We start from the raw sequence: 17,056 nt of genomic DNA on the forward strand, positions 1-17,056 counted from the left end.
GGCTCCATGACAACAATCGCCCCCGATGCCGACTGGCGTGTCGATGCCGGCGATCTGATCGCCCAGCGCGCACTGGCGAGCCGCCTGAGCCAGCAGCCCCGGCATCGCACCCGCTCCGTTCTTACCGGCCAGCATCGCTCGCGCCTGCGCGGACGTGGCATGGACTATCGCGAATCGCGTCATTATCAGGCTGGCGATGACATTCGCAACATGGACTGGCGCATCACCGCCCGCGCTGGCCATGCTCATGTCAAGGTGTTTGACGAGGAGCGCGAGCGCCCGGTCATGGTGGTCGCCGACTTCGGCCCCAGCATGTTCTTCGCCAGTCGCGGCGCTTTCAAGTCGGTCATGGCCGCGCGCCTGGCGGCCCTCATCGGCTGGGCAGCGGTGCAGCACGGAGATCGCATCGGCGCTTTCCTGGTTCCCACGCTCCAGCGTGGGAACCCGCCTCAGCACGGCGGCCCGATCGAACTGCAACCCAGCGGTGGTCGGCGCGGTCAGATGCGACTGATTCGCGCCCTGGTCGCCACCGGCGATCCGGAGCCGGGACTGGCCGCCAGTGCCGATGCTGGCAACCTCAACCTGGCACTGGCACGCCTGCGCCAGGTGATACGCCCCGGCACCCTGGTCTGGCTGTTGTCGGACTTCGCCGGCGCCGATGACGAGACCGAACGTCATCTCAGCCAACTGGCCAGGCACAACAGCCTGCTGGCCATCGAGATTCTCGACGCCCTCGAACTGGCGCCTCCACCGCCAGGGCGTTACCGCATTAGCGACGGCCGGCGCGGCGGCTTGCTCGATACGCTAAGCGGGCGTCGGCGCGCGGATTATCAGCAAGCCTTGGAGGCCCATCGTGCCCAGGCGCGCGCCCACATCGAGCGCCGTGGCATCCCCTGTGAGCGCTGCCTGACCCAGGATGATCCGGCGCTCGTGCTCGGGCGCGCCCTATCCCTGGCGGCGCGACGCCCGCCAGTGCGCCAGCCGCGGGGCCTGACCCAAAGCGGGGCAATGCCATGAAGGCCAATCCCGCCCAGGTCGCCACGCTTGATCTGCGCGACATCCACGAACCCGCGCCGCCATCCCCATGGCCGCCGGCACCGGGCTGGTGGCTGCTCGCGGCCTTGGTGCTGGCGCTGCTCATTTGGCTCGGCCTTTTGGGCTGGCGCGCCTGGCGACGCCAGCGCCTGCGCCAGCGGGTGCTGCGCGAACTGGCCGCGCTGCCAGCCACCGATGACTGCGCGGCACTGATCGCCGGCGTCTCGGCGCTGCTCAAGCGTGTCGCCCTGCGCCAGTTTGCCCGCGACCAGGTGGCTGAACTGACCGGCACGGCCTGGCTGGAGTTTCTCGATCAAACCGGTGGCAAGGGGCAATTCACCCAAGGTCCAGGACAGGCGCTGAAACAGGGCCCCTACGCCCCGGACCCCGACTGCGACGCCCCGGCACTGCGCGCCCTCGCCCGCACCTGGCTGACAAAAAACCTCTAACCCACTAGCCACTAGCCACTAGCCACTAGCCACTAAAACAATGACCTTCAGCTTCGCCCACTGGTGGGCCTTTCTCGCCCTGCCGCTGCCCCTGCTGGCCTATCTGGCGCTGCCGCGCGCGCCAGCGCTGGAAGGCGCGGCGCTGCGCGTGCCCTTCTACGCACTGGCCATGCGCGGCGCCGCGACCCAGGGCGGTCGACCAGCCGGGCTGATGCTGTTAGTGGCGCTGCTGGTCTGGCTACTCTTGGTCACCGCCGCCGCGCGCCCGCAATGGATCGGCGAGCCCCTGCCGCTGCCGGTCGCCGGGCGCGACCTGATGCTCGCGGTGGACATCTCCGGCTCCATGGTGGAAGAGGACATGGTGATAGGCGCGCGGGTGACGGATCGCCTCACCGCGGTCAAGGCCGTGGCCGGGGACTTTATCGAACGTCGCGTGGGAGATCGCATCGGGCTGATTTTGTTCGGCCAGCAGGCTTATCCGCAGGCACCGCTCACTTTCGACCGCGAAACCGTGCGCACCCTGCTGTTTGAGTCCGCCATCGGCCTGGCTGGCCGCGAGACCGCCATGGGCGATGCCATCGGCCTCGCGGTCAAGCGACTGCGCGACCAGTCCGTCGACGAGCGAGTGCTGATCCTGCTCACCGATGGTGCCAACACCGCCGGTGCCATCGCGCCAGACAAAGCCGCCGAGCTGGCCGCCGATGCGGGCGTGCGCATCCATACCATCGGCATCGGCGCCGATCCGCGCGGTCCCTTTGGCATGTCGCTCGGGCGCAACCCGCTTGATGAGCGCACCCTCAAGGTCATTGCCAAGCAAACCGGCGGGCGCTATTTTCGCGCCCGCGACCTGCGCGAGTTGCAATCCATCTACGCCCTGCTCGATGAACTCGAGCCAGTGGAAACCGAGGAGGAAGGCTTTCGCCCGGTCAGGGAACTCTTCGCCTGGCCGCTCGGCCTGGCGCTGGTATTGAGCGCACTCGCCGCTACCGCGAGGCTTGTGGGGGCGAATGTATTCCCCCATGCCAGTTGACGGCCTTGATCATAACCCGGGCCAGTCGCCTCGCTGAGATTTGTGGGAGTTGATCGCCTCAATCGCTTCGCGTCCGCGTTTGGGCCAGCGTTTTGGAACGGAGGAACTTTAGCGTGATCTACCCGCCGGCGCAGACATGGATCCAATACGTGGATTTCTGATGTATCTGTTAGACACGCATGTGCTTTCTGAGCTTCGTAACTTATCTATGAAGCCTAGGCCAACGAGCGCCGCCTTGCCAACTCGGTCACGCCATCTCAGCCCTTGCGGCCTTCTGGAGCGTGCTCGGCAGGTTGCACCCACCCCGACGAGCTACAGCTTATGGAAGCAAAACGCTTTCACACTATCGACGACCTAATGGCCTGGCCCAGCGACGAGCGCGTGGAGCTGATTGACGGCGAGATTATTCAGCGCGCGATGAGTCGTTTTGAGCATGGGCTGGCGCAGTCGGGATTGGTGGAAGAGACAATCCCCTTAAAGCGGCTCGGCGGCCCGGGCGGTTGGTGGATCGTCCCCGAGATCAGCGTGCGTTACACCGAACACCATTGCCCGAGCCACGACCTCGCTGGGTGGCGCAAAGAGCGGCTGCCGCAGCGCCCGTCTGGCGTCATGACCCTTGCGCCGGACTGGGTAGGCGAAATTCTCTCGCCGGGCCATGAGCGCAAGGACACCGTCACGCATTTCCTGCGCTTGCAGCGCGCTGGTGTGCCTTTCTATTGGATTGTGTCACCCGAAGATCGGGTACTGATCGCCTACGCTTTGGATGCGGGATGCTACCGTGCCATCTTCACCGCCGAAGGCCCGGACGAAACGGCGGCCAAGGTGCGCATCCCGCCGTTTGAGACGATTGAGATCGACTTGGGGCTGGTGTTCGGCCGCCTGTAAAAACACAACCGCCATCAGGCTGCCAGCAAATCCTAGGTTGTGGCACTCCTCAATTGAAGCTCAACGCCCACCCTCCCAATTCAATCCACGAAACACACGAATCGCATTGCCCCGCTCAAGCCGCGTATGCTGCCGCCAGCGTCGATCCTCAGCCGCGCGGATCTGATCTTGCGCTGGTGATGCGGGCGGTAAGGGCTGGCGCCGATCCATTGAATGGTGCCAAGCCAATCAGCCACGCGCGCCTGGGCCCTCCGGCTATTCAGTATGTCCCCGGCATTCCCTTGGTACTTGCCGCGTGTTGACCGTCAATCTAGACTACGAAAGTAGTAAAATTTTGAGAGTGAGAGACATGGGCATGCCAGTACGTATTGACGAATTCCTCTACGAGGACGCCAGTGAGGACGCGGAAGGCTTCGGGGCCGCTGCGCAGAAACAGATAGATCGGGTGATCGGTCTTCATGGGCAGCCGAGGTTGGGCGTTTGGGTGTCAGCGATCATGCGGCCAGTGTAGCCGATACGCCGACGGGGAGGGAGTGGTTCCAGGCGCGAGCCGCCGGCCATTGCGTAAACGTTCCTCGGAATTGCCCGGCCGTATGGGCGACCTTTCGCATCGTTAAGTCACAATACGTACATGGACAATCATTAACGGTGCAGGGTAAGTTCGGTTACGATTCGTCCTACAACAACGCGCTCACCACAACGAACCTCCCGTATGGCTCCAAGACTGCGCAAATACCTCAAGCTCCTGCAGTGCCCCGCCTGCTGGCCGGCCTTGCTGCAGGGCGTCGCCGCCACCCTGGAGCACGATAGCGCCCTTGGGCGCGAACGCTTCGCCGCCGTCATCGACGTCGGCGCCAACAAGGGCCAGTTCGCCACTTATGCCCACCTGCGCTGGCCGCGGGCGCGGCTGATCTGCTTCGAGCCGCTGCCAGAGCCGCGCGCCACGCTCGCCCGTGTCACTCGTGGTCAGGCCGAGATCCAGGCCTGCGCCCTCGGCGCCGCGCCCGGCGAGGGCGAACTGCACCTCGCCACCCGCGCCGACTCCTCCTCGCTGCTCGCCTTGGGTGAGCGCCAAAAGACCCTCTTCGGCATGGACGAGGCCGGGGTGTTGCGGGTACCCATTCAGCGCCTGGACGCCTGCATCAGCGCGCCGCTGGCGCGGGGTCGGCTCCCGCGCGCCGGGAGCCGGTGCTGATGAAAACCGACCACCCCATCTATCTCTTTCTGTCCGCCGGTGCCGAGGCGTTTCGGGTGTTGACCGGCGGGATGCGGCTGGAAGGTGCCTATCGTTTCAGCTCCACCACGCTCAAGACGGTGGAACGGCGCATCGACGGACTGCTGGAACCCGAGGGGCACGCCGGGCCGGTCTATGTGGTCGAATTCCAGGGGCAAGGCTCGGAGCGGGCCGGTTACAATCTGCTGGCTAAGATCGGACTCTACGGCGAACAGTGTCCGACGCGGGATGTCATCGGCATCGGCGTGTTTCTTCGCGAGGGCGATGTCCCGGGTTATCCCGGCGGGCTATGCACCTCGCCCAACTTGGTACGCATCGTCATCCTGGAGCAGATCCTGCCGGACTGGCTGGCGCGCGAGCCGGAGAATCCCTATCTGGCGGTGTTCGCGCCGCTGCTGATCGAGGACGAAGCGGAATTGCGCGCCCGCGCCCCGGAGCTTTGGCAAGGGATCCAGACGGCGCCGCTCCCGGCTGATGCGCGCGAGCTGTTATCGCAAGTCATGGAATTTTGGTTTTTCGAACGCTTTCGCGGCCTGACCGCACAGGAGATCTGGGCTATGTTGAATCTGGTGACCCCCATCCAAGAGACCCGCGCCTATCAATCCATCTTTGCCGAGGGCAAGGTCGAGGGCGAGGCCAAGGGCGAGGCCAAGGGCGAGACCAAGGGTAAGGCGAACACCCTCAAGCGGCAGATCAAACGCCGTTTCGGTCGTCTGTCCACCGCGGCCGAGCAGCGCATCGACGCGGCGGCGGTCACGCAGCTCGATGTCTGGCTCGATGACATCCTCGACACCGACAGCGTGGACAGCCTGCTCGGGAAGGAGCTCTAGGTGCCAGCACAGCCACTGACCATTGTTGTTGAGTCCGGCACCCATGTCGGATGGGTAGAGCGCCGTGAAACCCGCCAAACCCAGGTGCCAAGTCATCAGGAATCGCCCCCGCCGCGACGCCAGCGCCTGCGCTGATCGGTTGAGCCTGTTCAGCAACGCGAGAAACAGGTGAATTGTGAACAGTCCCTGCTCTCCTAAGCCAAGCCTGTCCAAGCGAGTCCGCTCGCGCAACGCCTAATGACTACCGAAAATTAATTCCACCCTGGCCCCTATTGATGCCCCGGGGAGTCTCCATGCCACTGACCATGACGCGACATCCGTGTTGCCTGCCGGGGGGCCAAACCCGTCGGCACTCTCCAACGTAATTTTCGGGGCTCTACACCTTCAGGGGCGGCTTCACCCGCTACTTTTGCACCTCGCCTGTTTTCATGCCTACGCATCGTCGCGTCAGTTACCCTTCGCGCCGCAAGGCTTGATACCGGGCTCGCAGCTCACGATGACCCAGGCGGGACTCTCACCCGCTAGAACACGCGTCCTTGCCAGGCCGCACTGGCCCCTATTACCTCTGAGTCGATGGTGATGCGCGGCCGGAGCCCCGGTGCGGGCGCTGGGCGGGCGTGATGCAGCGGATTGATGAAGAAACTTCCCGTTATTCAGTATATGTACCCGGAATTTCGTTATGTGTCCCGTCCGTCCGGTCGTTTCTAATCCGCCTGATCGCGCAGTTGTGCCTTGAGGCGCTCGATTTCGGCCAGGGCCGATTCTTTCGCGATCCGCTCCTGCTCGGCGAACCGCTGCGCTTGCTCTTTGGCCGCCCGCTCCTGCTCTTTTGCCGCCCGCTCCTGCTCTTTTGCCGCTCGCTCCTGCTCTTTTGCCGCTCGCTCCTGCCGCGCCTCGACCTGCAAGGCGTCGAGATGGCGCTGGATACTGATCTGCTGACGCAGGTAATTCTGCCGCGCCTGATAAGCGTGGTAGGCGCGTTCTTTCTCGGAGAAGGCTTTTAGGGTGCTCATGGCTTGGTGCATCTCTTGGGTATGCATCCACTCGGGCAGATGCGATTCGTCGAGGCGGGGCGCTTCGATGAAGAACTTCAGCCAGCGCTCCAGTTCGGTGACCACGGTCTCGGCGGCGAATTTGCTCAGTTCCAACAGGTAGAGACCGCCGTGGTCGAGCAGTTCCCGGCCCTGGTCATCGCGCAGCCGAAAGCGGTGAAACCATTCGCACAGGCCGGAACGCAGGGTCTGTCCCAGCAGCCAGATGGCGTAAGTCGGGCGGAGATGCTCATAGGGTTCGCCGTCCTGTAACTGGGCGCTGTAGAGATCGGCCCAGCCATAGAGCATGCGCGCGGGCAGTTCGGGGAGATTGAGCAGTTGCAGTTCGATCTGATAGAGCCGCCCGGCCTGGCAGGGCGAAACCGTGCTAGCCCTAATTGACAAGCCGTAGAAGTATTTACCCTCGATTCTGGACATTTCCGTCCGACTCGTTCAAACTGCCTGCCTATGTTGATTGACGAGGCAGCCCCCTGAACTTGCACGACATCACCCTGCGTGCGGTCGCCCCAGATGAAGAGGCGCGCTTCAAAGCATTGCTCGAGGCGTATCACTACCTGGGCGCGGCGGCAAAAATCGGTCACACCCTCTGGTATGTCGCCATCTGGCGGGATCAGTGGTTGGCGTTGCTGGTGCTGAGCGCCGCGGCCTGGAAGTGCGCGGCGCGCGATCAGTGGATCGGCTGGGATCGCCGCTACCAGTTCGACCGCCTGCATCTGATCGCCAACAACGCCCGCTTTCTCATTCTGCCCCAGTGGCATGTGCCCAATCTCGCCTCCAAGGTGCTGTCGCTGTGCGAGCGCCAGGTCAGCACTGATTGGCAGACCCGCTTCGGTTATCCGCTGTGGTTGCTGGAGACCTTCGTCGATCCGCGCCGCTTTACCGGCACCTGCTATCGCGCGGCCAACTGGCTGGAGGTCGGGCAGACGCGCGGGTACCGCCGCACGCGCGCCGGCTACAGCCAGCAGCCCGATGGCGCCAAGCGGGTGTTTGTCCGCCCCTTGATCGGGCAGGTCCAAGCACGCTTGTCCGACCCAAGACTCGATTCCCAGTATCGCTATGGAGCCCCAAAACTCATGATCTCCGCACAACAGATGCGTTCGCTTCCTGCGTTCTTTGTCGATGTCCCTGATCCGCGTCGCGGCCAAGGCCGGCGTCATCCCTTGCCGGTGGTTCTTGCGATCTCCGCCGCAGCGGTGCTGTGCGGGGCGCGTGGTTATAAGGCCATCGCCGCTTGGGCGAAGGATCTCAGCCAGGCGGCCCGGGCGCGCTTTGGTTGCCGTTATCGCAACGGTCGCTATGAGGTGCCCAGCCGCACGCGCATCCGCGATGTCCTCACCCGGGTCGATCCCGACGCCCTTGATGGGGCGCTGCAGGGCTGGAATGCGCAGATGGGCGCCGAGGACGAGGGCCTGGCCATTGATGGCAAGACGATGTGCAATGCCATCGACGCCGAGGGACGCCAGACCCACATCCTCGGTGTCGTTGGACATGACTCCAAGGTCTGTCACACCCAAAAAAAGTCGGTGCTTTGCCTGTCAATGGCAGTGATGAACTGAAGCAAACCAACGAGATCGGGATGGCCATCCCGGTGCTCGACTCCCTCGACCTCACTGACAAGACCCTCACCACCGACGCCCTGCTCACCCAGCGCACGCTCGCTGAGTATCTCATCGAACGGGGCGCGCATTACGTCTTTATCGCCAAAGAGAATCAGCCCACGCTGGTTGCCGACATCCGCCTGCTTTTCCAGGCGCGGGGCGAGCCGGATTTTCGCGAGTCATCGGACCTTGCGCATGGGCGTATCGAAAGCCGCGCGATTTGGACCTCCACGGCGCTGAACAACTATCTCGATTTCCCCCATGTCGGGCAGGTCTTCGCCATTGAGCGCACCACCACTGAGAAAAAAACCGACAAGACCTCCGTCGAGACAGTCTTCGGCGTCACGGATCATACCCCTGAGAGTGCAAGCCCTAAGCGCCTGCTCGCCTTCAACCGTGGGCACTGGGGCGTTGAAGCCCATCACTGGATCCTCGACTGGAACTGGGATGAGGATCGCTGCACCATCCGCACCGGCCATGGACCAGAAAACATCACCCGACTGCGCCGGTTTGCCGCCGGTCTGATCAAAACGAAATCCAAGGATTCCGTGGCAGCCACCATCGAGAAGCTCGCGCGCAAGGTCCGCCGTGTCTTCGATTATCTGGGCATGACGGCAAACTCAATGCCCCGCGCTGCCCGTGTCGCGCCTGTTGGTTAGAACGGATTTGCCGTGGCCGGCCTGGTCGCGGGCCTTGACGTCGACGATGCTGAGTTTGTCGGCGAGAAACTCGCGCTCGTTGTAGGGGTTGAGGATCTCAACCTCCGTCAGGGGGCCGGCAAGATCCTGACCCAGCGTGGCATTGAGAAAATGGATCAGCAGCGCCCGGTTCGCTTGCGAGCCGAGCAAGGCCTTGAAGACACAATCAATCTTGGGGTCGATGGGATGGCGCATGCGGCCAGTCTAACCAGATGCAACAGCGCGGACAATCGCGCGGCGTATCGACCGTGCTCGGCCTCCGAGCCGATGGCGATGCGTGGTGGGAGCGCGGTGCGGGCGCTGGGGGCGTCCTGGAATGAACCTGGTCCGTGCCGGTTTCTCCGTTGCCTCGGGTGGGGCTTCGCGAGGCGGTGGGCGGGTATGATGCAGCGGATCAATGAAGAAACCTCCGGCTATTCAGTATATGTCCCCGGAATTGCCCGGTCGTTTCTAATCCGCCTGATCGCGCAGTTGTGCCTTGAGGCGCTCGATTTCGGCCAGGGCCGATTCTTTCGCGATCCGCTCCTGCTCGGCGAACCGCTGCGCTTGCTCTTTTGCCGCTCGCTCCTGCTCTTTTGCCGCCCGCTCCTGCCGCGCCTCGACCTGCAAGGCGTCGAGATGGTGCTGGATACTGATCTGCTGACGCAGGTAATTCTGCCGCGACTGATAAGCGTGGTAGGCGCGTTCTTTCTCGGAGAAGGCTTTTAGGGTGCTCATGGCTTGGTGCATCTCTTGGGTGTGCATCCACTCGGGCAGATGCGATTCGTCGAGGCGGGGCGCTTCGATGAAGAACTTCAGCCAGCGCTCCAGTTCGGTGACCACGGTCTCGGCGGCGAATTTGCTCAGTTCCAACAGGTAGAGACCGCCGTGGTCGAGCAGTTCCCGGCCCTGGTCATCGCGCAGCCGAAAGCGGTGAAACCATTCGCACAGGCCGGGACGCAGAGTCTGTCCCAGCAGCCAGATGGCGTAAGTCGGGCGGAGATGCTCATAGGGTTCGCCGTCCTGTAACTGGGCGCTGTAGAGATCGGCCCAGCCATAGAGCATGCGCGCGGGCAGTTCGGGGAGATTGAGCAGTTGCAGTTCGATCTGATAGAGCCGCCCGGCCTGGTCGCGGGCCTTGACGTCGACGATGCTGAGTTTGTCGGCGAGAAACTCGCGCTCGTTGTAGGGGTTGAGGATCTCAACCTCCGTCAGGGGGCCGGCAAGATCCTGACCCAGCGTGGCATTGAGAAAATGGATCAGCAGCGCCCGGTTCGCTTGCGAGCCGAGCAAGGCCTTGAAGACACAATCAATCTTGGGGTCGATGGGATGGCGCATGTGGCCAGTCTAACCAGATGCAACAGCGCGGACAATCGCGCGGCGTATGGACCTTGCTTGGCCTCTGAACCGATGGCGATGCGTGGCGGGAGCCGGGGTGCGGGCGTCCTGTCATGGACCTGGTCCGTGCCGGTTTTTTCTAACCCCCCTGATCGCGCAGCTGTGCCTTGAGGCGCTCGATTTCGGCCAGGGCCGATTCTTTCGCGAGCCGCTCCTGTTCTTTCGCCGTCCGCTCCTGCTCGGCGAGCTGCTGCGCTTGCTCTTTTGCCGCCCGCTCCTGCTCTTTTGCCGCCCGCTCCTGCTCTTTTGCCGCCCGCTCCTGCTCTTTTGCCGCTCGCTCCTGCTCTTTTGCCGCTCGCTCCTGCCGCGCCTCGACCTGCAAGGCGTCGAGATGGCGCTGGATACTGATCTGCTGACGCAGGTAATTCTGCCGCGACTGATAAGCGTGGTAGGCGCGTTCTTTCTCGGAGAAGGCTTTTAGGGTGCTCATGGCTTGGTGCATCTCTTGGGTGTGCATCCACTCGGGCAGATGCGTTTCGTCGAGGCGGGGCGCTTCGATGAAGAACTTCAGCCAGCGCTCCAGTTCGGTGACCACGGTCTCGGCGGCGAATTTGCTCAGTTCCAACAGGTAGAGACCGCCGTGGTCGAGCAGTTCCCGGCCCTGGTCATCGCGCAGCCGAAAGCGGTGAAACCATTCGCACAGGCCGGAACGCAGGGTCTGTCCCAGCAGCCAGATGGCGTAAGTCGGGCGGAGATGCTCATAGGGTTCGCCGTCCTGTAACTGGGCGCTGTAGAGATCGGCCCAGCCATAGAGCATGCGCGCGGGCAGTTCGGGGAGATTGAGCAGTTGCAGTTCGATCTGATAGAGCCGCCCGGCCTGGTCGCGGGCCTTGACGTCGACGATGCTGAGTTTGTCGTCGAGAAACTCGCGCTCGTTGTAGGGGTTGAGGATCTCAACCTCCGTCAGGGGGCCGGCAAGATCCTGACCCAGCGTGGCATTGAGGAAATGGATCAGCAGCGCCCGGTTCGCTTGCGAGCCGAGCAAGGCCTTGAAGACACAATCGATCTTGGGGTCGATGGGATGGCGCATGCGGCCAGTCTAACCAGACGCAACAGCGCGGACAATCGCGCGGCGTATCGAGATAGAGACGGACATAACCCATAGTCAACCACAGCGCTTGGTCTTGGTCTTGGTCTTGGTCTTCTGGCTAGTCTATACAGATCGAAGTCACGCAGATGAATGAATGCCAATGCCCAGCTGGGCATGGTGATAAGTAAAGGGACAATCATTAACGGTGCAGGGTAAGTTCGGTTACGATTCGTCCTACAACAACGCGCTCACCACAACGAACCTCCCGTATGGCTCCAAGACTGCGCAAATACCTCAAGCTCCTGCAGTGCCCCGCCTGCTGGCCGGCCTTGCTGCAGGGCGTCGCCGCCACCCTGGAGCACGACAGCGCCCTTGGGCGCGAACGCTTCGCCGCCGTCATCGACGTCGGCGCCAACAAGGGCCAGTTCGCCACTTATGCCCGCCTGCGCTGGCCGCGGGCGCGGCTGATCTGCTTCGAGCCGCTGCCAGAGCCGCGCGCCACGCTCGCCCGTGTCACTCGTGGTCGGGCCGAGATCCAGGCCTGCGCCCTCGGCGCCGCGCCCGGCGAGGGCGAACTGCACCTCGCCACCCGCGCCGACTACTCCTCGCTGCTCGCCTTGGGTGAGCGTCAAAAGACCCTCTTCGGCATGGACGAGGCCGGGGTGTTGCGGGTGCCCATTCAGCGCCTGGACGCCTGCATCAGCGCGCCGCTGGCGCGGGGTCGGCTCCCGCGCGCCGGGAGCCGGTGCTGATGAAAACCGACCACCCCATCTATCTCTTTCTGTCCGCCGGTGCCGAGGCGTTTCGGGTGTTGACCGGCGGGATGCGGCTGGAAGGTGCCTATCGTTTCAGCTCCACCACGCTCAAGACGGTGGAACGGCGCATCGACGGCCTGCTGGAACCCGAGGGGCACGCCGGGCCGGTCTATGTGGTCGAATTCCAGGGGCAAGGTTCGGAGCGGGCCGGTTACAATCTGCTGGCTAAGATCGGACTCTACGGCGAACAGTGTCCGACGCGGGATGTCATCGGCATCGGCGTGTTTCTTCGCGAGGGCGATGTCCCGGGTTATCCCGGCGGGCTATGCACCTCGCCCAACTTGGTACGCATCGTCATCCTGGAGCAGATCCTGCCGGACTGGCTGGCGCGCGAGCCGGAGAATCCCTATCTGGCGGTGTTCGCACCGCTGCTGATCGAGGACGAGGCGGAATTGCGCACCCGCGCCCCGGGTAACTTCTCAAAAAGCAATGGCAAAGATAACAGATGGCTAGCAAGATAAGGTAGAATCCTTGACAAGAAACCGCCACAACGAGCCATTCATTCCGTCCCATGCCTGGTAACGATCCACTTCCGAGGGTTGCTGCATCCGAGTGCACGCCGCTGGTGGAACAGTTGCTGGCACAGATCGAACGACTGCTTGAGCAGACGCATCGACAAGCTGAGAAAATTCTGCAATTGCGCGATGAAATCGCGGTGCTGAAAGGACAAAAGACCAAGCCCAAGTTCAAGCCCAGCGGAATGGAACAAGGGACCAAGACCGGCGATGATACCGATACTGACGCTGAAGACGGAGACCGAGACGGTGGAGCGAACAGCGATGGTCAAGCCAGCGGCGATACGCAAGCAAGCGGCGATGGTGAAGAAGGCAGCGATGAGCGCCCACCGCCCAAGCGTCCCGGCTCCTCCAAGCGCAACAAAACCGAGCAACTGCCGATTCACGAGACACTCGCCGTCGCGCCATCGGTTGCGGTTCCCGAAGGCTCACGCTTCAAGGGCTATCGCGACTTCGTCGTCCAAGACCTGCGCATCCAAGCGCACAACACCTGCTATCGCTTGGAAGTGTGGCAGACCCCTGAGGGTGAATATCTGCTTGGGGAATTGCCCGCCAGTCTCAACGGCAAGCACTTCGGCGCCGAGCTGCGTCGCTACATGCTCTATCAATATCACCACTGCCATGTCACCCAGCCCCTGCTGCACGAGCAGCTGCGGGAATGGGGCATCGACATCTCCGTGGGCCAGGTCGACGCCCTGCTCAGCGGCGGTAATGAGGACTTCTGCCTCTCTTACGTCTGGTATGGGTTTCTGCTTGAAAGCCGGGCCGCGAAGCGGCATCTTTCCGGGAAAATTAATGTTCAACCAGTTGTAGGGCCTGTGGCTATGTGGGCGCGAGGCCCGAGAGTGTGGGCAACCCCGGGAGCGCGCCGCCCCCCGATCTTGCAGGCTTCCCGCGATGCTTGCTCGGCGCGATACCGGGGTTGTCCACACGTCCCGTAGGGCTCGGGCCGGTCCGCAGGACGCGTCCACATATCCACAGGCCTCGGAGGCCTGATCATGGAAACCACGTCGCTGTTCTCTGTTGCCCTGGGCTTGTCTGCTCCCTGGTTTGTCGATGATGTGCGCTTCGATCCAGTGGCTGGACGCATCGACTTCGCGCTCGGCTATCAACGTGGGGCGCACTTTCCCTGCCCGCATTGCGGCACCGAGCATCAGCCGGTTCATGACACCCAAGCGCGCGAATGGCGGCATCTGAACTTCTTCCAATACGAGGCGTATCTGCAGGCGAAGGTGCCGCGGGTGCGTTGCGCGCAGTGCGGCAAGACAACGCAAATTCCCGTGCCCTGGGCGCGGCCCAACACCAGCTTCACCCAACTGATGGAAGCCTTGATTGTGACCTTGTGCCGGGCCATGCCGGTGGCTGGGGTCGCGCGCTTGCTGCGCGTGAGCGACATGCGTGTGTGGCGCGTGCTGGAGTCCTATGTCGATGCCGCCCGTGCGCAGGAGGATTTCTCCAGCGTCAAGGACATCGGCCTCGATGAGACCGCCGCGCGGCGCGGACATCACTACATTAGCTTGTTCCATGATATGGAGGCTGAGCGACTGGTGTTCGCCACCGAGGGGCGCAAGGCGGAGGTGGTCGATCAATTCGCCGAGGATCTTGAGGCCCATGGCGGCTGCGCCGAGAACATCCGCTCGGTCTGCATCGATATGTCGACAGCTTATCAGGCCGGCGTCGCGGAACACTTGCCCTGGGCCGACATCACCTTCGATGAGTTCCATGTCATTCAAATGGTCAACAAAGCCGTTGATGAGGTGCGTCGCGCGGAGGTGAAAACCGAACCCGGTCTGAAGCGTTCGCGCTACCTATGGCTGAAGGACAAAAGCGACTGGACGCGCCGCCAGATCGGACAGTTTGCCGACCTGCGTCGGCTCAATCTCAAAACCCACCGTGCCTGGCGAATCAAGGAGGCGCTGCGCGAGATTTTCCGCACCGCGACCTCCCGTGAAGAAGCCGAACCCTTACTAAAAGCCTGGGTCAGTTGGGCGCGTCGCTGCCGCCTTGAGCCGATGAAGAAGGTCGCTCAGACGATCAAGGACCATTGGGAAGGCGTGCTTAACGCGTTCGATTCGCGCCTGACCAACGGTCGTGTTGAAGCCATCAATGGCCAGATCCAGGCCGCCAAAGCCAAAGCCCGTGGCTACGGCACGGTGAAGCATTTGATCACCATCGCCTACCTGATCGCCGGCAAGCTCACCCGCCTGCCCGCTTGTCCCTTTGATGCAGCAGCGTGTGCCACCCTTTCGGCTTAACCTGCTGTGTAAAAAATCGGTTACCCATACCAAACGTAAGAGAGCCAACTTTCTTCATGCGAGGCGCTCTCTCAAAAGACGTAACCAATTCTTGAGGTCAGTCGGCAGATAGGTTCGGAAGCCAGGCTTCAGACCACGCGGATAACGCCAATGCTCGATGGGATAAGGCGCCGCGATCCGCGTAGGTTTTGAAACGAGAGTCTCTAAGATCGAAAAATACGCTTGCGCCATCGTTGAAAGGTCAAACCGACCGATGACGCTTTCCCGCGCGGCAGTCGACATCCGACTGAGTCCGTCAGGGTCTCTATGCAATTGTTCAATCGCCTGCGCCGCCGCCTGGACATCGCCGATCGGAAACAGCAGGCCATTCTCCCCAGACCGCACCACGGTCTCGGTGACGCCCTTGATCCGCGAGGCGACTGGAACGCAACCGGCCGCCATGGCTTCGACGAGAGACAATGGAAGCCCTTCGAAACGGGAGGGAAACAGAAAGACGTCATGGCTGGCCAAGACCTTGGGCACCTGCTCGGCGTCGACGCGACCGATGAAACGGACACGCTCGCCAAATCTGGCGCAGCGTCGCTTGAGTTCCGCGAGGTCGGGACCATCGCCCGCGATCGTCAACTGACCCACGTCGGCAGGCAGACGCTCCAGGATCTCGGGTAGCCAGAAAATGCCTTTGTCCGAGTTGATGATTCGCCCCAGGGATAACAGGCGCAAGGGTCCATCCTGGCGGGGAAGGCGTGTCGCGGCTTGAAAGCGAGCCAGATCCACGGCGTTGGCAATGGCCTGCGTGCGATCGGCGGAAAAGCCGTATTGGTGGATCAAGTCATCTCTGATCCGGGGCGAGACCCCAACGGTGGCATGCACATGGTCGCGGATGGCCCGCGCCGCCGCGTAGGTGGCCAGGGTGATGGTATGGACGATCATCACCCGCTTGACGGCGGGATCCAGAAACCGAATCGCATTGGTGGCCACGCGGCCCGAGAGGACATTGACGAAGACGCCATCAAAACCGGCTTCCACCAGATGGCGGTTCAACCGCCGCGCCTGTTCCCGCTCATTTTCCTCGTCTCCCGCGATCACCGCTCCGTGAGACAGGTCGGATTGCCAACGCGGGTCCAGCATCGCGGCCTGCGCCTTCGGACCGACGCCAAGCCAGGACACGTCGACGCCATGCTCAGCCAGGCCCTTGCGCAGCGAGCGATAGACGCTGTAGGTGCCGCCGGTATGCGGGATGCCGAAATAGGCGAATTTCATGCGCCTACCCTCCCGCGCGACCAGGCGCCGATGGTCAGTCGTTTGATGTTCCGTGCGGACCGCCCCAAAGACGACGGGAGCATCGACAACAGGAACCATTTGGCGTACAGCATGGGGGGCAAGAGCGGACGCAGTCTGGACATTTCCGCGACCACTGCCGTGTGACCTGATTCGGCCCACACCCACCGCAGCAGCATGTTGGTAATCTGGCGCCAGCGTTTGAAGGCTTGTCGATATTCCGATGGTGTCAAACATTGCCCGTGGGTCAGCAATTCATCGCGCAGCACGGCGACCGGACCGCGATAGGTATGTTGCGATTTCATCAGATTGCCGCCATGGCCTTCGCGATACCAAGTGAGATAACGGCGGGATGCGGCGATGGGCCATTGGCGCGCAATGGCACAGTTCATCGCATAATCCTCACCGACAAAAATATCCTCGGGTTGACCGCCGATCGACCGATAGGCTTCCCATCGAACGGCGCACGCCGTATTTGCCACGAAATTTCCATTCATCAGCAGGCGAGCGTAGCCATTTGTCAGCTCGGAGAAATCGAGTGACTCGCAAATCCCACGATGATGATTCGCATCGTAATCGGGTTTGCGCTGATAGTGCTGATTACCGAAAGTCAACCCAAAGCGCGGATTATCCAACATAAAACGCCCCTGAAACGCAAGGCGTTCTGGGAGCATCCTGTCGTCTGCATCAATAAAAACAATGATGTCTGCCTCGGCATGTTCTACTCCCATATTTCTCGCCGATCCTGGACCGCCATTCGGTTTGCGAATCAGCCGCACTGTCGAAAAGTCACGTTCCACCAATTCAGCCGTGCCATCTTTTGACCCATCATCGACGACAATGACCTCAAACGGCGGACAGTCTTGCTGCGATAGCACGCTCTGCAGACATTCGGCAATATATGCCGCCGCGTTATAGGCAGGGATGACGACCGAGAGTTGGATTGGAATGCTTGTCGCTGTCACGGACAATCCC

General features: G+C 62.4%; 19 protein-coding genes and 1 pseudogene. 14 read left to right on the top strand and 6 right to left on the bottom strand.

From position 1 onward, the window contains the following. Nucleotides 1–6 precede the first annotated feature (6 nt). The 8 genes from Thiowin_RS22005 (at nt 7) to Thiowin_RS22040 (ending at nt 5,598) form a co-directional block, all read left to right on the top strand. Nucleotides 7–1,017 carry a DUF58 domain-containing protein gene (locus Thiowin_RS22005; protein ID WP_328985111.1) on the top strand — a complete coding sequence of 337 codons (1,011 nt, stop codon included), beginning with the start codon at nt 7–9 and terminating at the stop codon, nt 1,015–1,017. After that, entirely contained in the window at nt 1,014–1,484 is a 471-nt protein-coding gene (locus tag Thiowin_RS22010; protein ID WP_328985112.1) for a DUF4381 domain-containing protein, read from the top strand. Before Thiowin_RS22005 ends, Thiowin_RS22010 begins: the two co-directional genes overlap by 4 nt. Before the next feature lie 40 nt (nt 1,485–1,524). After that, on the top strand, nt 1,525–2,514 hold the full coding sequence (locus Thiowin_RS22015; RefSeq protein WP_328985113.1) for a vWA domain-containing protein: 990 nt from the start codon (nt 1,525–1,527) through the stop codon (nt 2,512–2,514). A 321-nt stretch (nt 2,515–2,835) separates the two neighbouring features. Beyond that, complete coding sequence (locus Thiowin_RS22020; RefSeq protein WP_328985114.1) at nt 2,836–3,399, top strand: Uma2 family endonuclease; 564 nt, start codon at nt 2,836–2,838, stop codon at nt 3,397–3,399. 355 nt (nt 3,400–3,754) lie between these two features. After that, entirely contained in the window at nt 3,755–3,910 is a 156-nt protein-coding gene (locus tag Thiowin_RS22025; RefSeq protein ID WP_328985115.1) for a hypothetical protein, read from the top strand. Between the two features lie 201 nt (nt 3,911–4,111). Further along, nucleotides 4,112–4,594: an FkbM family methyltransferase gene (locus tag Thiowin_RS22030; RefSeq protein ID WP_328985116.1), complete on the top strand. Its 483-nt coding sequence runs from the start codon at nt 4,112–4,114 to the stop codon at nt 4,592–4,594. Further along, nucleotides 4,594–5,463, top strand: a complete 870-nt coding sequence (locus Thiowin_RS22035) for a DUF2887 domain-containing protein (protein WP_328985117.1) — start codon at nt 4,594–4,596, stop codon at nt 5,461–5,463. The genes Thiowin_RS22030 and Thiowin_RS22035 overlap by 1 nt, the downstream gene beginning before the upstream one ends. After that, the gene (locus tag Thiowin_RS22040) at nt 5,464–5,598 is read left to right on the top strand and encodes a hypothetical protein (RefSeq protein WP_328985118.1); all 135 of its coding nucleotides are present in this window, start codon (nt 5,464–5,466) and stop codon (nt 5,596–5,598) included. A gap of 569 nt (nt 5,599–6,167) precedes the next feature. Here Thiowin_RS22040 and Thiowin_RS22045 read toward each other — a convergent pair. Beyond that, complete coding sequence (locus Thiowin_RS22045) at nt 6,168–6,932, bottom strand: PD-(D/E)XK nuclease family transposase (protein WP_328985119.1); 765 nt, start codon at nt 6,930–6,932, stop codon at nt 6,168–6,170. 59 nt (nt 6,933–6,991) lie between these two features. Between Thiowin_RS22045 and Thiowin_RS22050 the strand changes: the two genes are divergently transcribed. Together Thiowin_RS22050 and Thiowin_RS22055 are read left to right on the top strand one after the other, a co-directional pair. Next, nucleotides 6,992–8,071 carry a Druantia anti-phage system protein DruA gene (locus tag Thiowin_RS22050; protein WP_328983485.1) on the top strand — a complete coding sequence of 360 codons (1,080 nt, stop codon included), beginning with the start codon at nt 6,992–6,994 and terminating at the stop codon, nt 8,069–8,071. Between the two features lie 20 nt (nt 8,072–8,091). After that, nucleotides 8,092–8,772 (top strand): ISAs1 family transposase, encoded by a 681-nt coding sequence (locus Thiowin_RS22055; RefSeq protein WP_328985120.1) that lies wholly within the window; start codon nt 8,092–8,094, stop codon nt 8,770–8,772. Here Thiowin_RS22055 and Thiowin_RS22060 read toward each other — a convergent pair. The 3 genes and pseudogenes from Thiowin_RS22060 to Thiowin_RS22070 all read right to left on the bottom strand — a co-directional run. After that, nucleotides 8,755–9,006 (bottom strand): annotated as a pseudogene (locus Thiowin_RS22060) (PD-(D/E)XK nuclease family transposase); the annotation flags it as partial. The gene Thiowin_RS22055 and the pseudogene Thiowin_RS22060 overlap by 18 nt on opposite strands. Before the next feature lie 255 nt (nt 9,007–9,261). Continuing rightward, a complete protein-coding gene (locus Thiowin_RS22065) occupies nt 9,262–10,128 on the bottom strand; it encodes an Rpn family recombination-promoting nuclease/putative transposase (protein ID WP_328985122.1) in 867 nt (288 codons plus the stop codon). A 139-nt stretch (nt 10,129–10,267) separates the two neighbouring features. Beyond that, nucleotides 10,268–11,218 carry an Rpn family recombination-promoting nuclease/putative transposase gene (locus Thiowin_RS22070; RefSeq protein ID WP_328985123.1) on the bottom strand — a complete coding sequence of 317 codons (951 nt, stop codon included), beginning with the start codon at nt 11,216–11,218 and terminating at the stop codon, nt 10,268–10,270. Between the two features lie 269 nt (nt 11,219–11,487). Between Thiowin_RS22070 and Thiowin_RS22075 the strand changes: the two genes are divergently transcribed. From Thiowin_RS22075 to Thiowin_RS22090, 4 genes are read left to right on the top strand one after another with little or no spacing between them, the layout of a single operon-like run. Beyond that, nucleotides 11,488–11,970 carry an FkbM family methyltransferase gene (locus Thiowin_RS22075; protein ID WP_328985125.1) on the top strand — a complete coding sequence of 161 codons (483 nt, stop codon included), beginning with the start codon at nt 11,488–11,490 and terminating at the stop codon, nt 11,968–11,970. Next, complete coding sequence (locus Thiowin_RS22080; RefSeq protein WP_328985126.1) at nt 11,970–12,494, top strand: DUF2887 domain-containing protein; 525 nt, start codon at nt 11,970–11,972, stop codon at nt 12,492–12,494. Before Thiowin_RS22075 ends, Thiowin_RS22080 begins: the two co-directional genes overlap by 1 nt. 50 nt (nt 12,495–12,544) lie before the next feature. Further along, complete coding sequence (locus Thiowin_RS22085) at nt 12,545–13,489, top strand: hypothetical protein (protein ID WP_328985127.1); 945 nt, start codon at nt 12,545–12,547, stop codon at nt 13,487–13,489. A 57-nt stretch (nt 13,490–13,546) separates the two neighbouring features. Beyond that, nucleotides 13,547–14,803, top strand: a complete 1,257-nt coding sequence (locus tag Thiowin_RS22090) for an ISL3 family transposase (protein ID WP_328985128.1) — start codon at nt 13,547–13,549, stop codon at nt 14,801–14,803. A 54-nt stretch (nt 14,804–14,857) separates the two neighbouring features. Here Thiowin_RS22090 and Thiowin_RS22095 read toward each other — a convergent pair whose 3' ends face one another. Then, the gene (locus tag Thiowin_RS22095; protein ID WP_328985129.1) at nt 14,858–16,063 is read right to left on the bottom strand and encodes a glycosyltransferase family 4 protein; all 1,206 of its coding nucleotides are present in this window, start codon (nt 16,061–16,063) and stop codon (nt 14,858–14,860) included. Beyond that, nucleotides 16,060–17,046, bottom strand: coding sequence for a glycosyltransferase family 2 protein (locus Thiowin_RS22100; protein WP_328985130.1), 987 nt, complete (start codon nt 17,044–17,046; stop codon nt 16,060–16,062). The genes Thiowin_RS22095 and Thiowin_RS22100 overlap by 4 nt, the downstream gene beginning before the upstream one ends. Nucleotides 17,047–17,056 lie beyond the last annotated feature (10 nt).

Source organism: Thiorhodovibrio winogradskyi (assembly GCF_036208045.1).
Classification (GTDB): Bacteria; Pseudomonadota; Gammaproteobacteria; order Chromatiales; family Chromatiaceae; genus Thiorhodovibrio; species Thiorhodovibrio winogradskyi.

Coding starts and splice junctions, on each gene's coding strand:
- Thiowin_RS22005 (WP_328985111.1), top strand. CDS start 7: ATGACAACAATCGCCCCCGATGCCGACTGGCGTGTCGATGCCGGCGAT.
- Thiowin_RS22010 (WP_328985112.1), top strand. CDS start 1,014: ATGAAGGCCAATCCCGCCCAGGTCGCCACGCTTGATCTGCGCGACATC.
- Thiowin_RS22015 (WP_328985113.1), top strand. CDS start 1,525: ATGACCTTCAGCTTCGCCCACTGGTGGGCCTTTCTCGCCCTGCCGCTG.
- Thiowin_RS22020 (WP_328985114.1), top strand. CDS start 2,836: ATGGAAGCAAAACGCTTTCACACTATCGACGACCTAATGGCCTGGCCC.
- Thiowin_RS22025 (WP_328985115.1), top strand. CDS start 3,755: ATGCCAGTACGTATTGACGAATTCCTCTACGAGGACGCCAGTGAGGAC.
- Thiowin_RS22030 (WP_328985116.1), top strand. CDS start 4,112: ATGGCTCCAAGACTGCGCAAATACCTCAAGCTCCTGCAGTGCCCCGCC.
- Thiowin_RS22035 (WP_328985117.1), top strand. CDS start 4,594: ATGAAAACCGACCACCCCATCTATCTCTTTCTGTCCGCCGGTGCCGAG.
- Thiowin_RS22045 (WP_328985119.1), bottom strand. CDS start 6,932: ATGTCCAGAATCGAGGGTAAATACTTCTACGGCTTGTCAATTAGGGCT.
- Thiowin_RS22055 (WP_328985120.1), top strand. CDS start 8,092: ATGGCCATCCCGGTGCTCGACTCCCTCGACCTCACTGACAAGACCCTC.
- Thiowin_RS22065 (WP_328985122.1), bottom strand. CDS start 10,128: ATGCGCCATCCCATCGACCCCAAGATTGATTGTGTCTTCAAGGCCTTG.
- Thiowin_RS22070 (WP_328985123.1), bottom strand. CDS start 11,218: ATGCGCCATCCCATCGACCCCAAGATCGATTGTGTCTTCAAGGCCTTG.
- Thiowin_RS22075 (WP_328985125.1), top strand. CDS start 11,488: ATGGCTCCAAGACTGCGCAAATACCTCAAGCTCCTGCAGTGCCCCGCC.
- Thiowin_RS22080 (WP_328985126.1), top strand. CDS start 11,970: ATGAAAACCGACCACCCCATCTATCTCTTTCTGTCCGCCGGTGCCGAG.
- Thiowin_RS22085 (WP_328985127.1), top strand. CDS start 12,545: ATGCCTGGTAACGATCCACTTCCGAGGGTTGCTGCATCCGAGTGCACG.
- Thiowin_RS22090 (WP_328985128.1), top strand. CDS start 13,547: ATGGAAACCACGTCGCTGTTCTCTGTTGCCCTGGGCTTGTCTGCTCCC.
- Thiowin_RS22095 (WP_328985129.1), bottom strand. CDS start 16,063: ATGAAATTCGCCTATTTCGGCATCCCGCATACCGGCGGCACCTACAGC.